Annotated in this window: 25 protein-coding genes; 9 read left to right on the top strand and 16 right to left on the bottom strand. The window is 34.2% G+C overall.

Going from position 1 to position 26,825, the window contains the following annotated elements; all coding sequences use genetic code 11:
* Positions 1-10 precede the first annotated feature (10 nt).
* Positions 11-1,012, bottom strand: a complete 1,002-nt coding sequence (locus tag OXQ85_RS07305; protein WP_267403170.1) for a LacI family DNA-binding transcriptional regulator — start codon at positions 1,010-1,012, stop codon at positions 11-13.
* Positions 1,013-1,344: 332 nt separating this feature from the next.
* Here OXQ85_RS07305 and OXQ85_RS07310 point away from each other — a divergent pair, with 332 nt between their 5' ends.
* The 3 genes from OXQ85_RS07310 to OXQ85_RS07320 all read left to right on the top strand — a co-directional run bounded on the left by OXQ85_RS07310 (position 1,345) and on the right by OXQ85_RS07320 (position 3,132).
* Entirely contained in the window at positions 1,345-1,908 is a 564-nt protein-coding gene (locus tag OXQ85_RS07310) for a Crp/Fnr family transcriptional regulator (protein ID WP_267403171.1), read from the top strand.
* Between the two features lie 134 nt (positions 1,909-2,042).
* On the top strand, positions 2,043-2,369 hold the full coding sequence (locus tag OXQ85_RS07315; protein ID WP_267403172.1) for a multidrug efflux SMR transporter: 327 nt from the start codon (positions 2,043-2,045) through the stop codon (positions 2,367-2,369).
* 46 nt (positions 2,370-2,415) lie between these two features.
* On the top strand, positions 2,416-3,132 hold the full coding sequence (locus OXQ85_RS07320; RefSeq protein WP_267403173.1) for a T9SS type A sorting domain-containing protein: 717 nt from the start codon (positions 2,416-2,418) through the stop codon (positions 3,130-3,132).
* Between the two features lie 56 nt (positions 3,133-3,188).
* On the opposite strand, the gene OXQ85_RS07325 is transcribed toward OXQ85_RS07320, so the two are convergent.
* The 5 genes from OXQ85_RS07325 to gpmI form a co-directional block, all read right to left on the bottom strand.
* Complete coding sequence (locus OXQ85_RS07325) at positions 3,189-3,956, bottom strand: class I SAM-dependent methyltransferase (protein WP_267403174.1); 768 nt, start codon at positions 3,954-3,956, stop codon at positions 3,189-3,191.
* On the bottom strand, positions 3,956-4,765 hold the full coding sequence (gene map / locus OXQ85_RS07330) for a type I methionyl aminopeptidase (protein WP_267403175.1): 810 nt from the start codon (positions 4,763-4,765) through the stop codon (positions 3,956-3,958). The genes OXQ85_RS07325 and map overlap by 1 nt, the downstream gene beginning before the upstream one ends.
* A gap of 105 nt (positions 4,766-4,870) precedes the next feature.
* On the bottom strand, positions 4,871-5,302 hold the full coding sequence (locus OXQ85_RS07335; RefSeq protein WP_267403176.1) for a hypothetical protein: 432 nt from the start codon (positions 5,300-5,302) through the stop codon (positions 4,871-4,873).
* A gap of 92 nt (positions 5,303-5,394) precedes the next feature.
* Positions 5,395-6,375, bottom strand: a complete 981-nt coding sequence (locus tag OXQ85_RS07340) for an acyl-ACP desaturase (RefSeq protein WP_267403177.1) — start codon at positions 6,373-6,375, stop codon at positions 5,395-5,397.
* Positions 6,376-6,951: 576 nt separating this feature from the next.
* The gene (gene gpmI / locus OXQ85_RS07345; RefSeq protein ID WP_267403178.1) at positions 6,952-8,493 is read right to left on the bottom strand and encodes a 2,3-bisphosphoglycerate-independent phosphoglycerate mutase; all 1,542 of its coding nucleotides are present in this window, start codon (positions 8,491-8,493) and stop codon (positions 6,952-6,954) included.
* Positions 8,494-9,013: 520 nt separating this feature from the next.
* Here gpmI and OXQ85_RS07350 point away from each other — a divergent pair.
* Positions 9,014-9,337 (top strand): translation initiation factor, encoded by a 324-nt coding sequence (locus tag OXQ85_RS07350; protein ID WP_267403179.1) that lies wholly within the window; start codon positions 9,014-9,016, stop codon positions 9,335-9,337.
* A 124-nt stretch (positions 9,338-9,461) separates the two neighbouring features.
* On the opposite strand, the gene OXQ85_RS07355 is transcribed toward OXQ85_RS07350, so the two are convergent.
* The 3 genes from OXQ85_RS07355 to OXQ85_RS07365 all read right to left on the bottom strand — a co-directional run bounded on the left by OXQ85_RS07355 (position 9,462) and on the right by OXQ85_RS07365 (position 14,722).
* Complete coding sequence (locus tag OXQ85_RS07355; protein ID WP_267403180.1) at positions 9,462-10,361, bottom strand: leucine-rich repeat domain-containing protein; 900 nt, start codon at positions 10,359-10,361, stop codon at positions 9,462-9,464.
* A 57-nt stretch (positions 10,362-10,418) separates the two neighbouring features.
* Positions 10,419-12,575, bottom strand: coding sequence for an alkaline phosphatase PhoX (locus OXQ85_RS07360; protein WP_267403181.1), 2,157 nt, complete (start codon positions 12,573-12,575; stop codon positions 10,419-10,421).
* A gap of 320 nt (positions 12,576-12,895) precedes the next feature.
* Positions 12,896-14,722 carry a cytochrome c peroxidase gene (locus OXQ85_RS07365; protein WP_267403182.1) on the bottom strand — a complete coding sequence of 609 codons (1,827 nt, stop codon included), beginning with the start codon at positions 14,720-14,722 and terminating at the stop codon, positions 12,896-12,898.
* Between the two features lie 369 nt (positions 14,723-15,091).
* On the opposite strand from OXQ85_RS07365, the gene OXQ85_RS07370 reads away from it, so the two are divergent.
* Both OXQ85_RS07370 and OXQ85_RS07375 read left to right on the top strand, forming a co-directional pair.
* Positions 15,092-15,550, top strand: a complete 459-nt coding sequence (locus OXQ85_RS07370; protein WP_267403183.1) for a hypothetical protein — start codon at positions 15,092-15,094, stop codon at positions 15,548-15,550.
* Positions 15,551-15,568: 18 nt separating this feature from the next.
* Positions 15,569-16,423 carry a nucleoside phosphorylase gene (locus OXQ85_RS07375; protein WP_267403184.1) on the top strand — a complete coding sequence of 285 codons (855 nt, stop codon included), beginning with the start codon at positions 15,569-15,571 and terminating at the stop codon, positions 16,421-16,423.
* Between the two features lie 157 nt (positions 16,424-16,580).
* Here OXQ85_RS07375 and OXQ85_RS07380 read toward each other — a convergent pair whose 3' ends face one another.
* Positions 16,581-17,960, bottom strand: coding sequence for a hypothetical protein (locus OXQ85_RS07380; RefSeq protein ID WP_267403185.1), 1,380 nt, complete (start codon positions 17,958-17,960; stop codon positions 16,581-16,583).
* Positions 17,961-18,467: 507 nt separating this feature from the next.
* On the opposite strand from OXQ85_RS07380, the gene OXQ85_RS07385 reads away from it, so the two are divergent.
* Both OXQ85_RS07385 and OXQ85_RS07390 read left to right on the top strand, forming a co-directional pair.
* Positions 18,468-18,830, top strand: a complete 363-nt coding sequence (locus OXQ85_RS07385) for a hypothetical protein (protein WP_267403186.1) — start codon at positions 18,468-18,470, stop codon at positions 18,828-18,830.
* 122 nt (positions 18,831-18,952) lie between these two features.
* Positions 18,953-19,762, top strand: coding sequence for an SDR family oxidoreductase (locus OXQ85_RS07390; RefSeq protein WP_267403187.1), 810 nt, complete (start codon positions 18,953-18,955; stop codon positions 19,760-19,762).
* Between the two features lie 101 nt (positions 19,763-19,863).
* On the opposite strand, the gene OXQ85_RS07395 is transcribed toward OXQ85_RS07390, so the two are convergent.
* Positions 19,864-20,832 carry a phytanoyl-CoA dioxygenase family protein gene (locus OXQ85_RS07395; protein WP_267403188.1) on the bottom strand — a complete coding sequence of 323 codons (969 nt, stop codon included), beginning with the start codon at positions 20,830-20,832 and terminating at the stop codon, positions 19,864-19,866.
* 139 nt (positions 20,833-20,971) lie between these two features.
* Between OXQ85_RS07395 and OXQ85_RS07400 the strand changes: the two genes are divergently transcribed.
* A complete protein-coding gene (locus OXQ85_RS07400) occupies positions 20,972-21,817 on the top strand; it encodes an AraC family transcriptional regulator (protein WP_267403189.1) in 846 nt (281 codons plus the stop codon).
* A 70-nt stretch (positions 21,818-21,887) separates the two neighbouring features.
* On the opposite strand, the gene OXQ85_RS07405 is transcribed toward OXQ85_RS07400, so the two are convergent.
* The 5 genes from OXQ85_RS07405 to OXQ85_RS07425 form a co-directional block, all read right to left on the bottom strand.
* Complete coding sequence (locus OXQ85_RS07405) at positions 21,888-22,922, bottom strand: sulfite exporter TauE/SafE family protein (RefSeq protein WP_267403190.1); 1,035 nt, start codon at positions 22,920-22,922, stop codon at positions 21,888-21,890.
* 10 nt (positions 22,923-22,932) lie between these two features.
* Positions 22,933-23,715: a phosphatase PAP2 family protein gene (locus OXQ85_RS07410; protein ID WP_267403191.1), complete on the bottom strand. Its 783-nt coding sequence runs from the start codon at positions 23,713-23,715 to the stop codon at positions 22,933-22,935.
* Positions 23,716-23,787: 72 nt separating this feature from the next.
* Positions 23,788-25,071 (bottom strand): HAMP domain-containing sensor histidine kinase, encoded by a 1,284-nt coding sequence (locus tag OXQ85_RS07415; protein ID WP_267403192.1) that lies wholly within the window; start codon positions 25,069-25,071, stop codon positions 23,788-23,790.
* Positions 25,072-25,075: 4 nt separating this feature from the next.
* On the bottom strand, positions 25,076-25,753 hold the full coding sequence (locus tag OXQ85_RS07420) for a response regulator transcription factor (RefSeq protein WP_267403193.1): 678 nt from the start codon (positions 25,751-25,753) through the stop codon (positions 25,076-25,078).
* Positions 25,754-26,066: 313 nt separating this feature from the next.
* Positions 26,067-26,819, bottom strand: coding sequence for an SDR family oxidoreductase (locus OXQ85_RS07425; RefSeq protein ID WP_267403194.1), 753 nt, complete (start codon positions 26,817-26,819; stop codon positions 26,067-26,069).
* Positions 26,820-26,825 lie beyond the last annotated feature (6 nt).

Raw genomic sequence — 26,825 nt, forward strand, 5'->3', positions numbered from 1 at the left:
ACTAAATTTTTTATTTTACTGAATTTTTATTGACTAATTTTGCCGAAAAGGAAACTTTTTTTCCATCCGGAATATATTTACCGATCTGTGCATCAAGAAGTTTCACAGATTCCTGCGCCATCTCTACCAAAGGTTGCTGCACGTAATCGATTTCTGTAGGGAAAAGTTTGTAAGCTTCCGTTTCATCAAATGCAATTACGGAAACATCCTGAGGAACTTTGATATTATTTTTGTTTAAATAGCTTAAACCTGCAACCGCAAGTTTGTTACTTGAAAAATAAATAGCCGTTTTCTTCTGAATATCTTTTAAATTTTCAGAAAGTTCATGATGAATATCTTCTGTGATATTATGAATTCCGATTAAAACTTTTTTGTATTTAACCAAAGAAGATGAAATTTGCTTATCAAATCCTTCCTGTCTGTCAAGTAGATGTGGGAGTTTGGTATCATAACCCACATAAATAATCTCTTCAAAGCTTTTCTCAATCAGATATTCACAGATGTATTCTGAAATCTCGGAATTATTAATCATTACTCCGGGAATCGCCACATTTTTTAAGTATCGGTCGATGGTTACCACCGGATATTCTTCTTTAATTAACTTTTTAATCGCATCATCCGAATCTACAACAGGCGCTACAATCATCCCATCAACCTGTTGTTCGGAAAAAAGTTCTGTCAGTTTTTTAAACTTTTCAGGATTTTCATCAGAACTTCCGATAAGAAGCGTATAGCCCATTTTCATTGCTTCATCTTCAATATTTCTGGCGATATTTGAATAAAAATCATTTGAAATATCGGCAACGATAAGTCCAATTAGTTTACTCTTATTGGTCTTTAAACTTTTGGCTATTTTATTAGGCGTATAGTTAATCGTTTCAGCTACATCAAGGATTTTTTTCTTTGTTGCTTCGCTGATTCTGCTTCCTTCTTTTCGGTTTAAAACATAGGAAACAGTTGCCACAGATACTCCGGCAATTTTCGCAATGTCTTTAATGGAAGCTCTTTTCATAGAAACTATTTTACGATACAAAAGTATTCTATAAAACAGTTACAATACAATACCCTCTTTTTTTTGGTCAGTTAAAAAATTATTGTATTTTCGCGACTTTTTGAAAAACAGCAAGAACAAAAAACAAAACACTGATAATCAATATATTAATTTTACATAGTTTACTTACTATTAATTTAATGTTAAGCAAATGTAAACTGTCAGATTGTATTTAAGCTAAATCTGGTTAAACGTTTATTCAAATAAAATGTAAAAAAAATTCAAACTTATCCTTATTCTATGTTTTAAAGTATCAAAAAACTGATAATTTTGATTCAACTATAATTAATTTAATGGAGATAAACGAAATTCTTGATTCTATTTATAAACTACCTGCTTCGTCAAAAGAAAATCTGCAGCAATATATTACTGAAGTTTCTCATCCCAAATCATTTTGCCTGATGGAAGCTGAAAAGGTAGTTCCTTATGTTTACTTTATTAAAAAAGGAATTGTACGGGCGTATGCATCGCGAGAAGAAAACGATATCACGTTTTGGTTTGGCAATGAAGGTGAAACTGTTGTTTCGATGAAAAGTTATGTGGAAAATAAACCAGGATATGAAAATATTGAACTTTTGGAAGATTGTGATCTTTACAAATTGGAAACCGAAAATTTGCGAAAATTATTCAACGAAGATATTCATATTGCCAATTGGGGAAGAAAATTTGCTGAAAGAGAACTGGTAAAAACGGAAGAATTGATTATTTCAAGACAGTTCAAAACCTCTTTAGAGCGATATAAAGATTTGATGCGCGATAAGCCAAGCCTTTTGAGAAGAGTTCAGTTAGGTCATATTGCTTCTTATTTGGGAATAACGCAGGTGAGCTTGAGCAGAATTCGGGCGGAGATTAAGTGAGTTTTGTGTGTTCGAGAGTATGAGAGTTTTAGAGTTGGAGTGTGTTTTTCTGCAAAAAAATAATTCATTTTTTAACAATTGTAAAATTTTCTACGCTCCTAAAGTCGGAACTTTGCGCGAGAAAATTATAAAAAATGAATTGGATTATCTTAATTATCGCAGGATTATTTGAAGTGGCATTTGCCTCATGTTTAGGAAAAGTAAAGGAAACTTCTGGAAACATTATGTATTTATGGTTTGCGGGGTTTCTTGTTTCTTTAACGGTAAGTATGTTATTGTTAATCAAAGCGACACAAACTTTACCTATCGGAACCGCTTATGCAGTCTGGACCGGGATTGGCGCCGTCGGAACCGTTTTAATGGGCATTTTTTTCTTTAAAGACCCGGTAAATTTCTGGAGAATATTTTTCATTATAACATTAGTAGGATCTGTAATTGGATTAAAATTTGTTTCTCACTAAGTAAAGAATTATTAATTTTTCATATCTTAGTGAAAATTTTTAAGTTATGAAAAAAGCTTTATTATTACTACTAACGGGAGGTTTATTATCTGCACAAACCTCAGATTTGCTCTCTTACAATTGGTACATGACCAAAATGGTAACTAACAGCGGACAGACAACGAATGCACCTGCTAAAGATGGCCCGATTCCAGCCTCGACTTTTGTAGCAAACGGAGGTACAAGTTTCACTTTTAGTTCAAATTATGTGAACACTTCTACCTTGGGTTTCAATACCATGTCTGGAAGTACTTACATCACCAAATCTTCGGGAGGCTGTACATCAACAGTTTATAACGGTACAAATGCAACTGCGGTAATTGATTATGATCAAAAAAACTGTAATCTTTACAATGATGGAACCAATGGAGCATTTTACCATTATGAAATTCAAACGAATGGAAATACAAAGACATTGATTATGACAGCTCCTTTAGGTGATAAGTTTTATTATGATGGCGTTGCAATTGGTGTATTGGGAACAAGCGAAACGGCTTCTAAAAACAAAACTTTCTCAGCTTATCCTAATCCTGTAAAAGAGGAATTAACCATTGATAATATTTCTAAAAACTTATCTGTAAAAATCTATGATTTCTCAGGGAAATTAGTTCAGGAAGGTAAAACGACTGATGGTAAAACTAAAATTAACACCAATGATTTACCAAAAGGGCAATATATTTTGTCTGTAGAAAATCATAAAGGGCAAACTTTTATTAAAAATTAAAACTTCTATCAAATTAATAAAAAACACGTCTTCCGAATTGGAGACGTGTTTTTATTTTATTTCTTAAAAACAACGGGAAGGATTTCATTGGTTCTTAGTCCGTATTTTTTGATTTCCTCTGTGGAGAATTTTTGTGAATAAAAGTTAGGTTCTGTTTCAAAGCCTGCTTTTCTTAAACGATCGAAATAATCCATTCCGTACCAGCGAACGTGATCGTACTGCCCAAAATGTTTCTGTCTTTCCTTCGGATCTTTTATGCTAAAATCTTCATAGGTTTTTTCCAATGAATTTTTCATCGGAACCTGAAGAATTCCCCAGCCGCCTTTACGCATCACTCTGTACAATTCACTCATCGCTTTTGCATCGTCTTCAATGTGCTCTAAAACGTGATTACAGAAAACAATATCAAAACTTTCATCTTCAAATGGAAGATCCAGAATGTCTGCTTTTACGTCAACAATCGGAGAAAATAAATCGGCGGAAATATAATCCAAGTTTTTCATTCTTTTAAACTTTCTCAAAAATTCCTGTTCTGGAGCAATATGAAGAACTTTATAGTTTTTAATGAAAAAGTCTGTTTCGTTTTGAAGATAGAGCCACATTTGGCGATGTCTTTCTAAGCTTAACGTTCCGGGAGAAAGTGCGTTCTCCCGCTGATTTCCGTATCCATAAGGAAGAAATTTTCGATAATATCTACCATCAATAGGATCCTGAAATTTATCACCTTTAAAAAACTGATAAATAAGAGGTCGCGCCCAAATGCTCATTTTAATCAGCATCGGACGTGGAATTTTATTTAATAAAAGTTTAGTGACTTTTTTCATTAAAAATCCAATTGGAAAGCTTTTTCTTCTTCACTTACAATTCCTAGCGCTTCATAAACATATTGGAATGTAGAAAGCAATACCGGCTTACCGTTGATTACCGCTACATCGTGCTCGAAGTGCGCAGAAGGTTTGTTATCTAAAGTAGTCACCGTCCAACCATCATCATGGAATTTCACTTTTTCAGTTCCAAGGTTAATCATCGGTTCGATCGCAATTGCCAAACCATCTTTGATTACTTTACCACTTCCCTGTCTTCCATAGTTCGGAACCTGAGGATCTTCGTGCATTTTTCTACCAACGCCATGACCTACAAGCTCTCTAACCACTCCATATCCTTCTTTTTCACAGTGAGCCTGGATCGCGTGAGAAATATCTCCGATTCTCTTTCCTCTTACACATTGTTCGATCCCTTTATAAAGAGATTCTTTCGCAACTTTTAAAAGTTTTTTAGTTTCAGGAGCCACTTCACCGATTTCAAAAGTGTAAGCGTGATCTCCTACAAAACCATTCAAAATAACTCCACAATCAACAGAAAGTACATCACCTTCTTTCACGATATCTTTATTCGGAAAACCGTGAACCACCTGATCGTTTGGAGAAATACATAAAGAATTCGGGAAACCACCGTATCCTAAAAATGCAGGTTCAGCACCGTGATCTTTAATAAAATCGTGTGCTAATTTATCTAAATGCAAAGTATTGATACCCGGTTTGATCTCTTTCGCCAACATTCCTAATGTTTTTGAAACCAATCGAGCACTTTCCTTCATAAGACGTAATTCGTCTATTGTTTTTAATTGAATCATGTTCTAATTTATAAATGTAACAATATAACAGTGTATCAGTGTAACAATGATGTGCCTATGCTGATTGGTAGATTGTTATATTGCTAAATTGCTACATCGGATATTCTACCAGAATAACCCTTTTTTCTTTTCTTTTTTAAGCTTTGAATAGGCTAAAACTTCTTTACCTTCTACACGGAATTCTATTCTTTCCTGAATAATATTGTAGATCTCACCCCAACCAGGAAATCCTCCTAAATTTCTATCATCAATAAACCAATCTGCATCTAATTTTCTTGATTGATTAGCCGAGTCAAAAACTTCTCCTTCAAAACTTGAATTAACCGCATAGAACTCAATTCCGTTTTGTTTGCAGAATTCTACTGCTTCGTCTAGCGTTTTCCCGTGTCTGTAAGTCCAAAGAATTAATCGAAACCCTTCTGCCTGAAGTCTTTTTAATGTTTCGAACGCGAATATTTTAGCTTTCCCAATTGCCGGATATGCATCATCAACAATAGTTCCGTCAAAATCCACCGCAATTTTTTTATTATTTAACATTTTGTCTTTTTTTAGCTTTGCAAAGATAAGAAATAAAAAGAGTGCCAAAAAACTCTAGCACTCCTCTTTTATAATTTAATGATAATATGGAACTAATCTTTCACCCAATTGAACTGAAACTGAAGATCCGGAGTAGAAATTCTATCTGTGATTTTCTGTAATCTTCCCGGTAGTTTCATTAGATATTCCTGAGCTTTTTCTGCCTTTTCATTAAGCCCTTTTATGTGCTCAATCTTCCATTCATCCAATAGATCTTTCATAATATTAATATAATCCTGACCTGTGTATACCATACATCTTTGTGCAGCATCTGAGAAATGCTCCCAAAGTTCACCAGCTTTTTGTCCTGATTGTCTCATCATATGAGCCGGCATTACGATTTTCTTTCGCATCATGTCTTCAAAAGCGATAATCATTTCTGAAGGATCAATTTCAAGAATTCTAGATACGAAATATTTATATGCTTTAGCATGTCTGGCCTCGTCTGCAGCAATTACGCCACACATTTTAGCCAATTTTCCATTTCCTGTTTGTTTAGCTAATGTTCCTACTCTTCTGTGAGAAATGTTAGTTGCTGTTTCCTGAAAACTTGTATACACAAAATTTCGGTAAGGATCCATACTGGTACCGATATCAAAACCATCACTAATAAGGTATTGAGTCGTGATTTCCATCTGTCTCATATTTACCCTTCCACATAAATAAAGATACTTACCTAGAAGATCTCCGTGTCTGTTTTCTTCAGCCGTCCAAGATCTTATCCAGCTTGCCCATCCTACAGCATTTTCTTCCTGATCAATACCTTCTACACCCATTAACCAAGATTCATAAGAAGGCAAAGCTTCTTCTGTAATACAGTCACCAATAAGTGTGACGAAAAGATCATAAGGCATTTCGCGTGCAAAAGTCTGAATTTCTTCTAAATCATATTTAAAATCATCACTTGATGGATCTGGAAGATAATCGGATGGTTGCCATATTTTTTCAATTGGTGTTAAAAACTTATCTAGAAAAGAACCAACTTCTTTCCCTAAAATACCCATTACTTCTTTCCTTACTAGGTTCTGATACATCGTACAATTTTGATTTCAATTTACAAAGTTAAAAATTTATTTATTATTTATGCCATAATATTATGTTAATTCTGTCTGATATTAATCATAAAAAAATGCCGCTATACAAATTATAACGGCATTTTTTCTTTAATATTATTCAATTTTAGCTAACTAAAATGATTTTTAATTTTAAATTGAATTTGAACGCAAAGCTCGCAAAGTTTTTTTTAAAACTACTATACTTTTTTAAGTTCACAAAGGCGTTTTCATTTAACTAAGATCTCAAAGGTTTCATTCTTTAAACTTTTATTTTTCAAAGTTGTCATCCTAGAAGGATCTAAGCTCGAATATTTCCAGTTTGTTTTCTAATACTATGCCTAGATCCTTTCAGGATGACAAACTTTATGGATATTTTCGAATATTTTAATGAACGGCTGAAAACCTAGCCCCGATTGCAACGGCATCCTTTTTCTGAAATGCTTGAAAAAAGCACTGGCGAAAAAGATATAGTGGAAAGCGGGAAAAAGCTTCAAATAAAAAATTAAAAGCAGCTTTTCGATGTAATCAAATAGCTTTAAAAAAAAATAAATTCGGTTAGCTCACTAAAATATCTCCAGTCATAATTTCCGGAATTTCAACTCCCATTACATTTAGAATGGTTGGAGCAACGTCTCCTAATTTTCCAGGTTTTAAATTCCAAGTGTGCTCTTTATCCATCACGATAAAAGGGACTAAATTGGTTGAATGCTGAGTGTTTGGTGTGCCGTCAGGATTAATCATTACATCTGAGTTTCCGTGGTCTGCCAAAATGAAAACCGCATATCCGTTTTCATAAGCTGCTGTTGCTACTTTTTCGATACAACTGTCAACAACCTCTGCCGCTTTTACTGCCGCTGAAAAAACGCCTGTGTGACCAACCATATCGGTATTGGCGAAATTTAAGCAAACAAAATCTGCAGTTCCATTTTCTAATTCAGGAACGATAGCGTTGGTGATATCGTAAGCTGACATTTCAGGCTTCAAATCGTAAGTCGGAACATCTTTCGGGCTCGGACAAAGCAATCTTTTCTCTCCATTAAATTCTTCTTCTCTACCTCCGGAAAAGAAAAACGTTACGTGAGGATATTTTTCTGTTTCAGCGATTCTGATTTGGGTTTTGTTGTGTCTTTCCAACACCTCTCCCATGGTTTCTTCTAATACATTTTCGTCAAAAACTACATGTACATTTTGGAATGTTTTATCGTAATTCGTTAATGTAATATAATAAAGGTTGAGTTTTCTCATGAAATAATCAGGGAAATCTTGCTGAGAAAGCACTTCTGTAATTTCACGACCTCTGTCTGTACGGAAATTGAAACTTATTACCACGTCATTATCAACAATTTTAGCCACAGGAACAACGTTTCCTGTTTCTGTTGTGTTCACTAAAATGATTGGTTTTAAGAACTCATCTGTCACATTTTGATCGTAAGACGATTTAATAGCAGCCAATGCATCTGTTGTTTCAACTCCAACGCCTTCTACCATCGCATCATACGCCAATTTTACACGCTCCCATCTCTTGTCTCTGTCCATCGCGTAGTAACGACCGATAACGGTGGCCAGTTTTCCGACAGATTTTTCCATGTGATTCTGAAGGTCTTCGATGAAACCTAATCCTGAGTGCGGATCACAGTCGCGGCCGTCTGTAAAAGCGTGAACGAAAACATTTTCATCCAAGCCAGACTCGTGAGCAGCCGTTAAAAGGCCTTTTAAATGGTTGATATGTGAATGCACCCCCCCGTTTGAAACCAAACCGATAAAGTGTACTTTTTTGTTTTCTCTTTTAGCATATTCAAAGGCATCCTGAATTACTTTTTCCTGTCCAAGAGTACCGCTTTCTACGGCCATATTCAGTTTTACCAAGTTTTGGTAAACTACTCTTCCAGCGCCAAGATTCATGTGTCCTACTTCAGAATTTCCCATTTGTCCGGCAGGAAGACCTACCGCCAAACCACTTGCTTCAAGCGTTGTGTGCGGAAAATTTTTAAGACAGCTATCTATAAAAGGTGTGTTTGCTTTATCTAGTGCAGAAACGTCCGGATTCATACCCAATCCCCATCCGTCAAGGATCGCTAATATTGCTTTTTTCGACATTATGTAAACTTTTGTAATACAAATTTATTTAATTTATAATGAAATTAATAATTTGAAACGTTTTAATTTTTATTAACAGCGGATATTGCAGTGATTTTACATTTTTGATTTAATAGTTCATACGGTTTGTCATCCTCGAAGGAATCTATGTGTAGTATCCGAAAATCATATGAAGAAATTGTTGCTTAGATCCTTACAGGATGACAAGCTTTGTGTATTTCTTCTTTAGATCGTAAGATATATTACAAGTTCAAACCTAACGGGTTTTAAAAACCCGTTAGGTTTAATAATCATGGAAAAATTTTTGCTTAGATCGTTCCAGAATGACAAGCTTTGTGCGTATTTCTTCTTTAGATAGTAAGATATATTACAAATTCAAACCTCATAGGTTTCAAAAACCTATGAGGTTTAGAAATACTGCTTTTCGATGAAATCAAATAACTCCAAAAAAAAGTTTCCTTCAAAAATTCAATTATTCTTTTTGTTTTCTTCTCAAGTAAATAATTATTATTTTTGCTTTATGGATTTAAGAGATCAATTAAAAAATCTTTTTCCTGAGCATGAAGAGCAGGATTTTGAGATGCCTGAAGAGCAATTCAAGCAGAAAGAGCCTTTGGTATGCAAGTTTGAGAAAAAAGGAAGAAACGGAAAGCCTGTAACGATTGTTGAAGGTTGGGAAGGAAGTGAGGAAGAGCTGAAAAATATCTCAAAAAAAATAAAAACCACCTTAGGAATCGGCGGTTCTGAAAAGGATGGAACGATTATTATTCAAGGCGATAATCGTGATAAAATAATGAATATCCTTAAAGAAATGGGGTATAAAACCAAAAGAGTTGGCGGATAAATTAATGTCAGCTCAATCCTAATTATTTTATTTTTAGAAGTAAAAAGGCAAAGGTAAAAAGAGTCAAGTGCGTGAAAGTTAGATTGAATTTAGATCAATTAAATATTGTTAAATATATGTTGATTTAGAAATAAATTTTTGTTTCCGGCATCATTGCTTTTAGTTTTTCAATGGTTGTTTTTGCCATTGGATTCCCCGTTAATATTAATGTTTTAAGATTTTTCAATTGTGAAAATTCGGTTGGAAGATCTTTTAAATCATTATTTGCCAAATTCATACTTACAACTCCTTTCAGCCCTTTTATTTTTGTGGAAATCTGTTTGATATTGTTATTGCTTACATTTAAATATTCAAGATTTTTAACATCGAAAAGACCGTCGGGAAGTTTCGCAATTGAATTCTGCTGTAATTCCAGATATTTTAGTTGTTTTGGAAACGATAAATCGCCTAAATCATTGATTTGATTAGCTGAAAGATTTAGTGATTTCAGATTTGAAATATCATCTAAATGATTCGAAATAAAACTGATCTGGTTTCCCTGCAGGTTAATTTCTTCCAAAGACGAAATTTTTGTGAGCGCTTCCGGAAAAACATTCAAATTATTGGCATCCAAATGAATGAATTTTAATTTTTGAAGTTTAGCAAGATTCTGGTTGATGCTTGTTAAGCTATTCAAACTCATTGAAAAACTTTCCAATTTTTGAAGTTCGCCAATTTCATCTGGAATAAATTTGATGCTGTTTTCACTTACATTTAAAATCGTAAGTTCCTTTAGTTTAAAAATAGATTCATCCATTTTTTCAAACTTATTTTCCATCAGATTCAGAAAAAAAATGGAACTCAATTTTTGAATTTCAGTCGGAAGATTAAACATTGTTTTCCCTCTAAAACTCATGCTGTAAATAGTTTGATTACTTTTTAAAGCATCATCGATATTGGTGTAGGTTGGATATTTTACAGGATCAATCTGTGCTTTTGCTGAGAAAAGTGATAAAACGGCTGCGAATACTAAAAGTTTTTTCATAAAAAAGAAAAATTGGCCGCCGATAACAATTACCGGCAGCCAAAAAATTATTAATAACTATTTCTTTACAAGTTTTACGGTTTTCTGGAAACCTCCTTCTGCTTCGATATTTAATACTAAAATACGAGAAGCTTCTAGCTGAGATGTGAAATCCAGATCTAAAACTTTATTTGTTCCTGAGAATTTTTTCGTAAAAACAATTTTACCGTCCATGCTGTAAGCAGTTACTGAAATATCTTTCAATCCTTTTGCAGAATTGATTTTCACCAATCCAGAAGTCGGGTTTGGCGCCACTGTTACTGTATTTTCTGTAGCGTGATTGTCAATTGTTCCTAATACGCTTTCTGTTCCTAAATTATTTTTCAGAGCAATTACCATTGTTGCAGATTTTCCTTTGTAATCAATAGTGTTTCCTGTAGCGTCAATATCTGTAGAGATCGTCGAGTTCGGGTGCTGAACAGAGAAAAATCCGAATTTATGATCTGGCGTGAACGTTAAACCTGTTGGTTCAGAACCTGCCGGCATAGAAGCGAATAATTTCACTTTAGGGTTTGCAGCTGTATGATCCGGAGCAATTACCCAGATGTAGTTTTTACCACCATCCTGCAATACCCAAAGGTTTCCAAGCTCATCAAATGTAAGGTTATCGTTTCCGTCGCCCCAAGCTTCCGTTTTCACTCCCTGAGCAGTATCGAAAGAATATGTTGTAGAAGCTCCACCTACGAAAGTTTCAACCTGAGAAGCTGTAGTTCCGTTATCCTGTAAACGATAAACTCTGTCTAAACCTTTTGCTGTGAAATAAATCTTCCCGTCGATCGGGCTGATATCAACATCTTCTACTCCATTGAATCTTGTTCCACCTACCGTTTGAGCTGCTGAGGCTGTATTATTTTGATCGGCTTTCAGTTTATTAGGAACCTGAAGCCAGGTTGCTGTTGTTCCCACAGGATCGCCCGCTGTTGTTAATCCCTGATCTAATTTTAATACATAAAGATCTCCTGAAGAAAGGTCATTTGGCGTATCTGCAACAAATTTATAAACCATGTGAGTTCCGCCGTCTTCACCGTAATAAGCGATAGTTCCGGCATTGTTGATTACCACATTTTCATGGTTCATTATTCCCATTTGCCAAAGCTTACCTTTAGTTCCGTCTGCATTTTTAGAAATAACCTGAGCTGTCGCAGGATCTATCTCTACCAACCAACCGTAATCTTTCATTCCATCTCCGTTTACATCGGCTGAAGTAGTTTGCTCTTCAGCTGTAATGATGGTTCCCCAAGGTGTAATACCTCCCGAACAGTTTCTGATGGTTTGAACCAAACTAGGATCTGAGAAACTTACGGCTCTTGATCTCGACAATTGCCAAAGTTTTGAAGTTGGATTATAATTAATCTCAGCCATCGTAACCCCACCAGGATTGGTTTCGTGATTTACAGAAAGATAACCGTTGGTACTGCTTCCGTTTTTAGCAACATACGCTGTAAAGTCGTTTTGTCCACCTACTAGACCTCCGCCTTCTGTATAATTATCACCTTCTTTCAGGATCATTTGATACTTGTGTTCAGCAGGAATAATTAATTTTCCCGTCTGAGCCGTAGGAACAATAGACGTAAAACAGCTGATGTGAGCCGCATTACACGTTGAAGGGTTCACCACAACAGGTCCCGTTGTTTTAAGATACGCATCGATTCTTAAATCTGAACTCGTAGCACCTCTGTTGTGCAATTCGATAGAAATTCTGTTAGTTCCGTTTACGAATTTAGCCTTTGGAATGGTAAAAAGATTGTATGCATTTTCTGCAGCACCATCGATTGTTGTGCTAGACCAGGTATTGAAATCGATAGCTCCCGTCGGCATATTATCTCTGATAATTTCTTCACCGTTAAGGTAAACCACAATACCATCATCTCTCATGATTCCCATTTCCATATTATCGGTAAGATCGGCAAGATTTACCGTAATATCCTTTGCAAAATAAGCCGTGATAAGTCCGGTTGCAGTTTGTGTAGTAACAGGATCGCCATATCCTAACGGTCCGTTTCCTGAAGACCAAGTAGAAATATCATACGTTTTGTCTTTCCACTGAGAAGGCTGTGCCTGATTGTTGTCTTTGTAGCTCCAAGAAGAATTTTTGTTGAAGATGAAAGTCTGAGCCTGAAACGCAGAACTCGTCATCACAGCCAGAGCTGCAATCGTGAATAGTTTTCTGTTCATTTTTTACTTAATTTTATTAGACTATGCAAAACTATTTTATTAGTTCGAACCCTCTATTAATAGGATTTTAAATAAAATATGGAGAATATTAATTAATCAATAAGCCAATGTTAAGGGAGTTAAATAATTGTTAAGAATGCAACTTTTGAAAAATTAAGACACTTTTTGGTGTGCAAAATTCATTTTAAATAAAAAAAGAATGACCAAATTGAATTGATCATTCTTTACAGCAAAGTCGTCTCGACTTTTATTTAAATAACTAAAACTATATTTTTATCTCAGAAAAATCCTTCGATTGTTTCGAGTTCAATGATTGTTGATTACTTTCTGCTCACATCCGTTAAAGAATTCAGGAAAGCGATAATCTGTTTCATTTCTGTTTCACTTAAATCTAATTTATCCGGCGGCAACGTTTGATTTTTCATTTTTAAGCCTAAACCTTCTCCTCCACCTTCATTATAAAAATCCAGAACTTCTTCCAGCGTATCGAATGCTCCGTTGTGGAAATATGGTTTCGTTAAAGCAATATTTCTCACCGTTACTGTTTTAAAAGAATTTTCATAAATCCAAGAATTCTCTTTTTTCACCGGACTTTTAAATCTTCCTTTATCATCATCCAATTCAATCGGCAATTGCTTGATCGGTTTTTTCGTAACACCTAATACTTCAGATTCATTTTCATTAAAAAACGGCGGAACCAATCCTGAAAAATGTGGTGCAAAATGGCAAGTCGCGCAATTCGCTTTTCCCATAAATAAATTATATCCTTTTTTTGCATCTTCAGAAATTTCCTTTTCATTTCTCATGAATTTATCAAAATCACTTTCAAAAGAATACAATGACGCAACATAAGAGCTCAACGCCTTTGAAAAGTTCTCTTTACTAACTTTTCCGTCTTTGAAGGCTTTGGCAAATGCTTTTTTATACTGAGGTTTTGTTTTTAACTTTTTGATGATACTTTCATAGCTTGTATTAAACTCATCTTCGTTATAAATTACGTGCTCTGCCTGTTGTTCGAGATAAAAAGCTCTCAAATCATAGAAAAATCGCTTGGCAAAAACTGCATTATACAACGATGGTGAATTTCTAAGAACTGTTTTTCCTTCCACATTGCTTTGAGATTTTGTTTTCAAATCTGTAAAAGCATTTTCAGGCAAATGGCAGGTTGCGCAGCTCATTTTTCCGTTGTCACTTAACTTTTGATCATAGAAAATTTCTTTTCCTAAATTTTTCAAATCAACATTATCTTCGGAAGATTTCAGTAAAGTATAAAAATAAGGATCCAGAAAATCGCTGCCGAAAAAGTTTTTGCTGTTGACATTCCAACCTGAAAATTCTTTCAGATCATCTGCTCTCCCATCCCATTTTCCAAATTCTTCGTATAAAGGCTGAATATATTTTTTGTAAAATTCAATTCTATCAAACTTTTCAAAATCTGTATTTTTTGAAAGATAATCAAGAGCGCCGGTTAAAATGGTATTGGCTTGCTGAACATTGTAATTTTTAAAATAAAGATCGTCATTAATATATTTTTTGATTCCCAACATCGCGTGAGAAGCTTCTTCAGAAATATTTAAAGATCCCGGCGTATCAAAACCTGTTACACCCAATGTATAAATTCTGATCAGCTCGATTCTAAGCGGAAGCGTTTTATTATTTCCTTTGCTTAGACCGTTTTTCACCGAACTTAAATAAAAACTAGCATAGCTGTTATACAAAAAATCGCTGATCGTTTTAATTTCTTCTTTGTTTTCGCTTGCTTCATCAGAAAAAATCAATTCATCTAAAACCTGCAAACCTTCCGGAGGCAAAGTATAAGCTGAAGTTCCGGCTGCTTCAATATGAAATAACGGTGCGGCGTTCAAATGTGTTTTTGTAAATTCAGGATAATGATAAGCGATATAAAATTCTATTTCTTTGAAAGAATTTCTCGTATTTCTCAATGATTCCCGAAGTTTCTCTAATGAAATCCTATCTTCAGAAAAATCATAAACATCTGATTTTAATTGATTTAATTTCGTTTTAAAATCACTTAATCCTTTATTTACTACGGTATTTTCACTTTCGACTCCCTTGTAAGTCGGGTTAAAAGACATCACGGCAAAGCCGATCAAAAGGACAATAATAGCTAAAGGATAGGATCTCATTAATTTTTTAGCGCAAAACTATCATTTGCCATTTACGAGTGTTTTAACTTTATATTAAATAATGTTTACATTTTATGGAAGGATGCCCGTAATTCACTCAAACGTATTTCATTTTACATTAAAACCATTATGCTTAAATATAAAATAGATGCAAATCAGCTTAAATTTCATATTAATTAATGAAAGAATTTAATGAATATAGCATATTAATCATCTTTACGATTGAGGTAAAGGAATTTTTATTAATTTTAAACCCCGAAACTAATTCATTAAAAAGGCAAAGAATTCTAGCAAAGCCTGTTTTAAAATAATGAGGAAGGAATATTGGGGAGGATTTTAAAATTGAACTAATCAAACTAAAATATTGTTATGAAAACAAAACTATTATTGGCTTTTGTAGGAAGTCTTTTTTCCGTTTTTTCATTGGCGCAAGGCAAAAAAGAAATGGCGGTATACGCAGAAAAACGTGGCGAAGATTATTATTTGCTTCGACTTCCGAAAGGTAAAGATGTTCCTAACGTATACGTTTATTCAAAAGGAACAACAAAGCCTTACAAAAACTATACTTCCATTCTTGAAGTGGCCAGAGATTTCCCTAAAATGATGGAAGCCAACACCACTTCTACCAAAGAAGAACTGGTTTCGATACTGAAAAAAGACGATCATTTTTATGAGATAACGCAACAGCGAAAAGATCCTAAAAACTTTGAGAAAACAACCTTTACGGTTTATGAAGTCTTTAACGGACAAAAAAGAATTGTAGAAGAATATGGTTCTATCATGGAATTTCTACCGACCCCTTACAAAGAGGCGATTTTTATAAACTAAACTAAAAAAACATATTTTATGCTAAACAAACTTGCAGCTTCAGAGCTGGTACTGAACGATGACGGAAGTGTATATCACTTAAACCTTTTGCCGGAAGATATTGCCGATAAGATTGTACTTGTAGGAGATCCTGACCGTGTGGCAAAAGTTTCTGCTTTTTTTGATAAAGTAGAGATTAAAAAGAATAAAAGAGAATTTTATACGCATACAGGAACGCTTCGTGGTGAAAGAATTACTGTAATGTCTACCGGAATTGGTACAGAAAACATTGATATCGTGATGAACGAGCTTGATGCTTTGGTAAATATCGATCTTAAAAATAAAGAATTTAAAACGGAACACAAATCGCTGGAGCTTTTCAGAATGGGAACTTGCGGAAGCGTGAATCCAGATATTCAGGTTGATAATATGCTGGTAACTAAAAATGTGGTGGGTCTTGACGGATTGATGCATTTTTATCAGGATTACAGCTTTGAGAATGAGTTTTCTAAGAATTTTTTAGAAAAATTTCCTTACGAAAAAATCAAGCCGATGCTTTATTTTGCAGATTGGGCTGAAGATATTGCTGATTATTATAAAGATGCAAAATACCACGGAAACACAGCAACTTTCCCGGGATTCTATGCGCCACAGGGAAGACAGCTTCGTTTGAAGGCTTTGGATGATAAATTCCTTGAAACATTGAACGAACTTGGAGTAACCAATTTCGAAATGGAAACATCTGCCATTTATGCGCTTTCAAAATTATTAGGCCATAAAGCTATTACTGTGAACAACGTAATCGCAAACAGAAGACGTGGAGAATTCTCTGCAGATCACCATGCTTCTGAGAAAAACCTGATTACTTGGGTATTGGATAGAATTATTAAATAGTCTTTTTTAAAGATATATTTACCTATAATAAAAGCCCCGGATTTCCATTGAAGTCCGGGGCTTTTTGAAGATTATTAACACAAATTAAAAAAAAAGGATCTCAGGAATTCTGAAATCCTCCTAACCAAATCAAATCAATATATATAAATTCTATATCTTAAAATTCATTCACCGTCACATAAAAATGACTTGAATACAAGCTTTCTGCATTCCCAGAAATATTATTTAAATTGATTGTAATATTTGAGCTTGAAGTCATTCTCGGGTTTGAGATTGCAAAAGTTGAATTTCCTGCAAAATCACCCGCCGGAGTAACCGTGATGGTAGCCCTTGTAGAAGCCAATTGTAGTGCCTGAGGAATGGCAATATTCAATGTTGTAGATTTCCCAGCCGCAAGATTGTTAATAGAAACACTTGGCCAAACCTCAAAACTTACCTGATTTTTCTGAATCGTCCCTTTGTCTCCGAATTTATATGTTCCGTTTACATCTAATTTTGCTGCGGTATTCGGTGTAGAAGTACCAATACCTACGTTAGCATTATTATCACCAATTACGATGGCGTTTGCCTGGGTTGTTGAGGCATTATATCCTACTGCTGTTGAAAAATGTCCTGTTGCCGAAGCTCCTGAGCCTAATGCTGTAGAATTTTCATTATTTGTTACTGTATTGTATCCTAAAGCAGTTTCACTGTTATTATTTGTTTTTGCATTAAAGCCTAATGCTATGGATTGAAATCCACCCGCTAGTGAATTGTTTCCAATAGCTGTTGATTCATTCTTTGTTGTTTTAGAGTTGAAACCAATTGCTGTAGACTGGAAACCTGAAGCTGTAGAATTATTCCCTACTGCTGTTGCTTCATTTACTGTTACATTAGCATTATAACCAACTGCTGTCGCCTTGAAACCAGAAATATTAGTATTTTCTCCCACTGCAACCGATTGGTTTTGAGTTACTTTCGCATTAACACCAATCGCAATCCCTTGATAAGCACTGCTAGAATTTCCTAAAGCAATTCCGTTTTGTGAAGCATTCGCGCCATTTCCAAAACTTACAGAATTATAAACTCCCAATCTTCCCATTACCGTAGAATTCACTTTGAAAACCAAATCATCCAACGTATTTGTTCCTAAAGACAATGCGGTATTTTCAGCAGCGTAAGTTCCGCTGTTTGTTCCTGTCGTATTCCAACCTGTAGAACTACCAGATCCTCCTCCATTTATTCCGTTTCCGCTTCCTCCTGTATTTACAGAAAGCATATTCCATTTAGCCTGACTCCAGTAATAGAAACCTGTTTGCGTTAATCCTCCCGTTCCGTTATTCCAAACCATAAGACCTTCTGTAGGTGAAGGAATTGTAGCATTATCTGTTAATGAAGTTAATGATATACTTGGTAAAAGAACTCCTTTATTTTTTGAACTGATTTGTAACATTGCTGAAGCATCCGGATTAGGCGTACCTATCCCTATTTGAGCAAAGGCAAAAGTATTACATAAAAAAAGTATAAGAGCGGATTGAAGGATTGATTTTTTTTCCATTGCTGAATTCCTAATTATTTATTACTTGACACTGCAAATATAAGAATTTTCAATAAAAAGGCTAATTTTTTACATATTTTTCAACAAAAACACTTATAGGTGAGTAAACGGTTATTTAATCACTGTTTAATGAATGAAATTGTTATATTAATTATATATTAAACCTGCATTAAATCTACTTAAAACGCAGGTTTTAATTCTTTTTAAAGTGTATTAAAATTACATTTTTAATAAAAAATATCACATAAAAATGATTAAAATTAAATTTATCACTATTTATTGAAAGCAAATCAGCCAAAAAACTTTATCATTTACGCCAACAAAATGTCGAGCAAACGTAAAAAATTTTCAAAAATGTTGAGTTATTTAAAAATCATCAACTAAATATGTCTGAATTATAGGCAATAAGAATACTATTCAAAGCATATTATTAATATGGTGAATTTTCCAGTTATTCTATATTATATAATAAGTGAATAAAAAACTTTAGGAAAATTTTAACAACTAATGAAAATTTTAGGAATGGTTCTTGTTTATTCTATCACAACACACAATAAAATATTTACTATTATGAACAATTCTGAATACAACAAAGCAGAAAATACAGTTGATAACACGAAAAACACTTTAGAAGACGCAGCAAACAATGCAAAATGGAAAATTGAAGAACTTGCTGACAGAGCTAAAGACTATATTAATGAAAAAAGAATAAATGATGAAGAAGCGCAACAGGAAGATTGGTTCGACAGAGTAAAGAATAATGCTTCAGATGCCTGGGATGACATCAAGGATAAAGCTAATGATGCTTGGGAAAAAACCAAAGATGCAGCAGAGGATGTGAAGGCTGAATGGAACAAAAAAACGAATTAAAATTTCAGTCATATAAATATTTTCAAGAAAAACGGAGTCTTTTTACAGAAGGCTCCGTTTTTTATTATGCTCTAAACACAAATTATTGCTACATTTGTAATATTAATAAACATTAAAAAATTATGTCATACGGTTTACTTAAAGGCAAAAAGGGAATTATTTTTGGAGCCCTTAATGAACAATCAATCGCATGGAAAGTTGCAGAAAGATGTCATGAAGAAGGTGCTGAATTTATTTTGTCTAATGCTCCTATCGCTTTGAGAATGGGAGAACTTAATGGTTTAGCCGAAAAAACTGGTTCAGAAGTTATTGGTGCAGATGCTACTTCTATTGAAGATCTTGAAAAGCTTTTTGATGCAGCTGTTGCAAAATTTGGAAAAATCGACTTCATCCTTCACTCTATCGGGATGTCTATCAACGTAAGAAAAGGAAAACATTATACAGAAATGAATTACGATTGGTTGGAAAAAGGTTGGGATATCTCAGCAGTTTCTTTCCACAAAGTAATGCGAGTGGCTTATGAAAAAGACTGTATGAATGAATGGGGAAGCATCTTGGCGCTTACTTACATTGCTGCACAAAGAACGTTCCCTGATTATAATGATATGTCTGATAACAAAGCTTATCTAGAAAGTATCGCTAGAACTTTCGGAAACTATTGGGGCGAAAGAAAAGTACGTGTAAATACAGTTTCTCAGTCTCCAACTCCAACTACTGCAGGTAGCGGCGTGAAAGGTTTCGGAGGTTTCTTGGGCTATGCTGAAGATATGTCTCCTCTTGGAAACGCAACTGCCCTAGAATGTGCAGATTACTGTGTAACTTTATTCTCTGATCTTACGAAAAAAGTAACGATGCAGAATCTTTTCCATGATGGTGGATTCAGCAGCTCTGGTGTTACTCAGAAAGTAATCAGTAAATATGATACTGAATAATTCTAGAATTATTTAAATAAAATGAAACCGAAGCAGATTTGTTTCGGTTTTTTTATTGATATCAAAAAAAGCAGTGAAAAACTTTCACTGCCCTCGTCAAATTACCATTTGTTAAGTCCAAGTAATTTTTTTCCCAATTCCGAAAGTTCAGCAATCGGATAATTTTTTTCACGTTGCAAAGGATCTCCTGGGAACCCGTCACCATCCGGACAAATTCTGTCATGCCACGAATTTAATCTCCATTGACGAAGTTCTTCGTTCTCTTCATCCGCCGGAACCATTGAAATATACTGTGCCACTCTTACTTTATCACTGTTATTCGCTCGGATACCATGAGGTTCTGAACTGTTGAAAATCAACAAATCTCCAGCTTCCATTTTTACTTTTGTGGGTGTAAATCCTGTTGTATCAGGAATGAACCTGTTTCTATCTTCAGGCTGTGTTAATTTCCAAGTATCATATTCCCTGAAAAGTTCTGGAATACATTGGAAACCTCCCATATTTTCATCAGTCTGATCTGCCAATGCCAAAACACCTTGCACGTACTGAGGTTTCGTCTCCGGATCGTAATCCCAATGGATGAATCCTTTATACTCAAACCCCGGACGAATTGGGAAGTTCAAATTGGCTCTGTCAATGCTTACCCAAAGATTTTCAGTTCCCCAAATATCTGCAAATGCCTGATGAACTCTCGGTGCCTGACGATTTTCCCATAAAATCGGAGTATTATAAACTTCCACCATTCCGGCATTATTCAATTCTTTCATTTTATGCGCCGTTTGTGGCGTGGTGTACCATGTCTCTTTATCATCTGCCTTTTTCCCTTCATATTCCCAAAGAAATGCTGCACTTTTTGCCGCTTGCTCTTTCGAAATTGCATTCTTAATAACGATATATCCGTTTTCAATCCAGAATTTCCAATCTTCTTCAGATAAAACTCTTAATGGTTCATTATTTTTTCGTTTAAAAAGCTGAGGATTATTTTTCGTTAAATTAGATGGATTTCCCGGATCTGCTTGTTTTCCGCCCATCATATTCATCATTGGTGCTGTTTCTGCTAATTTTTCCATGATTTCTGTATTTTAATTTGTTAATGAAGCAAAGTTGTGCAATAAAATTTTGAGTGAATTAATCGTAAATGCTAAATTATTGCTCTCCATTGACTTTTTTTTAGTTAATTTGTTCTTAAAATGAAAAACACACAACAAGATGAAAATTGAAAAAGAATTGATTTCGTTTGAAAAAGAACAATCGTTTAAGATACATACGCCAAGTTTCAGAAATTATTTTTTCTGGCATTATCATCCTGAAATTGAGTTGGTTTATGTAGAAGCCATCAACGGAATCAGCCATGTCGGGAAACATATTTCTGGCTTTGTAGGAAGTTATTTGGTATTAATTGGACCAAATATTCCCCATCTTAATTTTGATTATGGAATTGAAACGGAATACCAACAAATTGTCGTTCAGCTTCACGAAAACTTTCCTGAAAATACCATTATTTCCACACCTGAGTTTGAAAATATTAAAAATCTGCTCGAACGTTCTCATCTCGGATTTTCATTTCACGGAAAAACAAAAGAAAAAGCCGTTGAAAAGCTGAAAATAATACAAAATTTAAAATCTTTCGACCGATTATTAGGATTGATTGATATTTTAAATATTCTCGCCAATTCGGATGAATTTGAGAAATTAAATAACGAAGATACAAGAGTAAAATTTTTCCTGAATGATAAAGTACGAATAGGAACCGTTTACAATTATATTCATGAAAATTATGATAAAAATCCAGATGTAAACGCGGTTGCAGAAATGGTTCATCTCAGCACTTCTGCATTTTGCCGTTACTTTAAAAAACAGACCAATATGACGTTTACCGATTTTGTAAATCAATACAGAATCAATCAGGCGAAAACATTATTGTTATGTGATGTAAGCGTTGCCGAAATAGCTTACAATGTTGGATTTGAAAGTATTTCTTATTTTAATAAATTGTTTAAAAATTTGGTAGGAGAAACCCCAACTGAGTTTAAAAAGAAAAATAAGGTTAATTGATTTGAAGATGAAAAAATTTCACCCTAAAAATCATTTAACCTCATCTTTAAAAATTATAATCAAAAATAATTTAGATTTCAAACTTTGTAAGCGCTCCGTTTTTATAGCAATAAAATTCATAGGTAGGTTCATTTTGAATGGTAAATACTTTTTCGAGATGAATATTGTCGTAATGCGGTCGTAAAGAATCATATTTATGTTTAAGATGAGAAGGTAATTCATCTGGTTTTATAGGTCTTTCAACTTCAAAACCATCATCAAAAGCAAATTCTATCACAAAATCTGTGTTTCTCCAGGAAATAACAGATTCGGACTCCTTACTTTGATGTGTTGTTGAAAATGAAATTTTATCCTGCTGAATAATTTTCTCTGAAGTTCCTGCCAAAAGCATGATTCCGGAAATTACCATCGCCCCATACCCTATTTTTTTAAACAAAAATTCGCTTAAATACGGAAGGATATATTTTACGGTATATGATGAAATAATTGTTGCTACAGCAATCGCTAATCCCAACCAAAGCGCTGGTTTTGAATAAAGCCCAAGCGATATGTAAATAATCAGTTTAATTAAATGTAAAAACACTTCATTAATCGCTCTCGTAGCAACAATTTCTTCTTTTTTCAAGCCAAATCTTAAATAAAAACGGTTAAAAAGAAGTCCGATTGCACCAGTAATTCCTGAAATAAAACCTGCGCAAAATCCAATAATAATCAATAGAAATTTGGGGTAAGGCTTTGGGTTTTCCGGTTCTTTCTTTTTCGATTTAAATAATTCAGGAACATTGGCAATAAGGAAAAAACCTACAATAAGCTGAAGATAATTGGGATTAACAAATTTAATCAGCCATGCGCCCAGCAAAACAGCCGGAATAGAAAACGGGACAAACCAAAAGAAAATTTGCCATTTGATGTGTTTCTTAAACACTGCAATTCTTGATACCGAGCTCGTAAAAGTGCCGATTGTTAAAGAAAAAGGAACTACAGAACCCGGAAGCAGCAAATTTAAAATAGGAATTAAAATAAGACTCGCCCCGCCACCACAAATTGCGCTGATCCAAAAGGCAAAAATAGTTCCGAGAAATAGTATGATGATATTGAATGTCATAATGTTTTGTTTAAAAATTTTTCACAAATCCTATTCCTGCATTTCCTTTTTGATAATAAGGCATCAGCATCGTTTGAGATTTTTCTTTTTTACCGCCTAATAGATTATTAATTTTCGGATAAAGCCAATATGCCAGTTCGGTTGATAAAATCCCGAATCCTGCACCGCCTACCACATCGCCAAACCAATGCTTATCATTCAACATTCTGTAAATGCCTGTGAAAACAGCGCAGGAATAACCTGAAATTCCTAGTAAAAAATTCGTGTCTTTGTATTCCCTAAACATAAATTGGGCAGATGCAAACGCAATCGCCGTATGCCCTGAAGGAAAAGATAAATTATTCGATTGATCCGGCCTTTCTTCTTTGGCAATATGCTTCAAAGGAACCACAATGGCAGAAGTAATCAACATTGAAGTACCATAAATGATCGTTCGTTCCTTGAAATTATGTTTTCCTTTTACACCCAGCGCATTTAATCCGTAGACCAAAGCGGCAGGCGCAAACTGTGAGTAATTATCAAGCTTAATATGATCCGGCTGATGTTCGTTGATTTCCGTTCTGGTGGAAAAATTGAGTTCTTTAAGGCTGTTTATTCCCAAACTTGCAACTCCATAAGTAATGAAAGTAGCGGGAACAATCAGCTTTTTATAGGTAAACTGATGAGTTTTATCTTCAGAATGCAAAGCCGGAATAGATTGGCTTTGATGAATACTGTCAACAGCAAGGCTGTCCTGAGCATAAATAACGGGACCGACAATCATCATTGTCAGACTTAGAAATAGACTTCTCATAAGTGAATTCTGTGTCTTTTATATTAATTATTGACACAAAGTTCAGACTCAATTTTGAAGAAATTTTGAATTTTAGAAGGTGATGGTAAAAAAGTGAAAGTTATTTTCAAAATGATAACTGATTTTCCACTTCTGACGGTTGCAGATTTCTTTAATAATAGCCAATCCCAAACCACTTCCGTTACTGTCTGGTGAAGATTTTGAAAATCGTTTAAAAAGTTGATCAGGAGATAAAGAAACTTTTCCCGAATTGGAAATTTCTAAGCTATTTTTGGTAAGACTAACAGATACTCTAGCATCTGTCGGCGTATGACGGATTGCATTTACAAATAAATTATTGAGAAGTGTTTCCGTTAAATTTTTATTAGCAAAAACTTTAATCTCATCATCAATATTTTGTTGAATACTGATACTTTTCTGCTCAAAATGTTCACTGAAAATATTAATACTTTGCTCAAGCATTTCATTCAAAAAAATTATTTCATTCTGTGCAAACTGTTGATTTTCAATTTTAGCCAGCAACAGAAGATTTTTATTAATTCTGGAACTTCTGGCTAATGTAGAATGTAATTCTTCGATAATACTGTACTGTCTTTCGGTTATATTCTCATCCTGAAGAAGAATATCCAGCTTGTTTTGCAGAATAGCGAGAGGAGTCTGCAATTCATGAGAAGCATTTTCTGTAAACTCTTTCTGGGTTTTATATACAGAAATATTGTGATCGATCAATTTAGACAAAGCATTGTTTAGCTCTTCAAATTCTTTGATATCGGTTCTTTCGAAAGAAATATTCGTCTGATCGTTCAGATTAAAGGATTTTAATTTATTCAAGGTGTCGTTAAAAGGTTTCCAAACCGTGTTGGAAAGTCTTCGGTTTAAAATTAATAACCCGATGACAATGATTAAAAAGAAAGAAATGGTAGTTACTGCCAACATAATTACAGTCTCCTTAGTTTCCTCAACATTGGTTTCTACGGTAAAAAGATAAGGTTTGTTTTTAATGTAAACCACCGTCTGCAGACAACGAAAACGTTCCGCTTCTTTATCCTGATTATTCAGTTTTCTTTCAACTGTATATTTTTTATCGGCTTTTAAATGATTAAAAGGAATTTTTTCAATATCTGTTCCCGGCTGAATTTTATTCCAAAGAGCAATGCTGTTTTCAAGCTCAGCTTCAGAAACATTTAATTTATTTAACTCGGAAGCAGATTTTTCAGCAATTAATTCATTATGCTCATCCAGTTCATCTAGCCAAATGGTATCCACAACTACATAATACACGGGAATGCTTATCACAAAAACGATAAGTACGTAAATAAGAAACGGTGTGGTAGTTTTGGTTAAAAGATTCTTCATGGTATTAATTAGCGATCCATTTATATCCTGTTCCGTATACCGTTTTCAGATAATTATCATATCCTGCGTCGCTCAGTTTTTTCTTTAAATTTTTAATATGAGCATATACAAAATCATGATTATCGAGCATATCTGCAAAATCTCCTGAAAGATGTTCAGCTAAAGCACTTTTTGAGATGACTTTATTTTTATTTCCAAGAAAATACAAAAGCAGATCAAATTCTTTTTTTGTGAGAATAACCGGAATATTATTCACCAAAACGGTTTTAGAAAGCAGATCAACCTTTAATTCATTCTGAAAGATAATATTAGTGCTGTTAAATTGTTTTCTACGAATTACCGAATAAATTCTTGCCGAAAGTTCCGATAAATGGAAAGGTTTGGTTAAATAATCATCCGCGCCAATCTGAAGCCCTTTAATTTTATCATCCAAGGCATTTTTAGCAGAAATAATAATGACGCCATCCTGTTTGTTTTCTTTTTTAAGCTCTTCAAGAATTTTCATTCCGTTTCCGTCGGGCAAAGAAATATCAAGCAGAATACAATCGTATATAAAGCTTTTGGTTTTTTCAAAAGCCTGATGAAAAGTGGTGGCAAATTCGCACAGATAATTTTCACCGGAAAGATATTCTGCGATGCTTTTTGCCAGTTCGGGTTCGTCTTCTACAATTAAGATTTTCATTCTGTAAATCTATCCTTCAATTTTGAAGAAATTTTGAATTAAAATTACAGAATATTACCAAAGCTCGCCTTATCTTTAAGTTTATTTTTTTAGCGCAAAGTTTTAATTTAAATACCAAAATATTGTGAGCAAAGAAGAATCAACAAGTTGATTTTATGAAGCGTGTTTTCAAACTTCGAGAAGCAAATTTATTTGCCTTTGCTTCTAAATATTAGCGGAAAGAAATAAAAATCTTTGCGTCAAAAAAACAATCAAATTTCTATAATTAAAAGGCTCAAAAAAATAAGGCATATTGCTATGCCTCATTCTATGTTTAACCGTTAATAATTAATCCGCCGTTGGGATGAAGCACTTGCCCAGTAATCTGTGCGGCATCTTCACTCGCGAGAAATAGAAAGCTGGTGGCTATTTCTTCGGGACTGGCATTTCTTTCAAATGGTGGTTTGTTCGGGTCTTCCTCTTCTTCATCAAATGTTTCTTTGGTTAAAGGAGTCGCAACTGGTCCCGGAGCGACGGCATTTACACGAATTCCTTTGGGTTTTGCCTGAAGAGCCAAAGAACGCGTAAAAGAAACAATAGCTCCTTTTGTTGCAGAATAATCAAGTAATTCCGGATGCCCCTGATAAGCTGCCGCTGAGGTGGTGTTGATGATGCTTGCTCCTTGTTTTAGATATGGAAAAACTACTTTCGTTAAAAGAATCATTCCGATAATATTAGAATCAAATGTTTTGCGGATATTTTCTTCTTCCAGATCTTCAATATTCTCACAAGGAAACTGCGTTCCTGCATTGTTGATCAGAATATCAATACCGCCAAATTCTTCAACTACATTTTTAGCAGTTTGCTTACAGAATTCAGCATCATTAATGTCTCCTGAAAAAGTAATACATTTTCGTCCTAAAGCTATAATTTCATTTTTTGTTTTTTCGGCACTTTCATGATCTTCATGATATAAAATGGCAATATTGGCTCCTTCCCTGGCAAAAAGTAAAGCCGTTGCCTTTCCTATTCCGCTGTCTGCGCCTGTGATAAGAACTGATTTATTATTTAATTTTAAATTCATCATATTTTG

This window comes from Chryseobacterium sp. GM_Chr_2, assembly GCF_026540445.1.
Classification (GTDB): domain Bacteria; phylum Bacteroidota; class Bacteroidia; order Flavobacteriales; family Weeksellaceae; genus Chryseobacterium.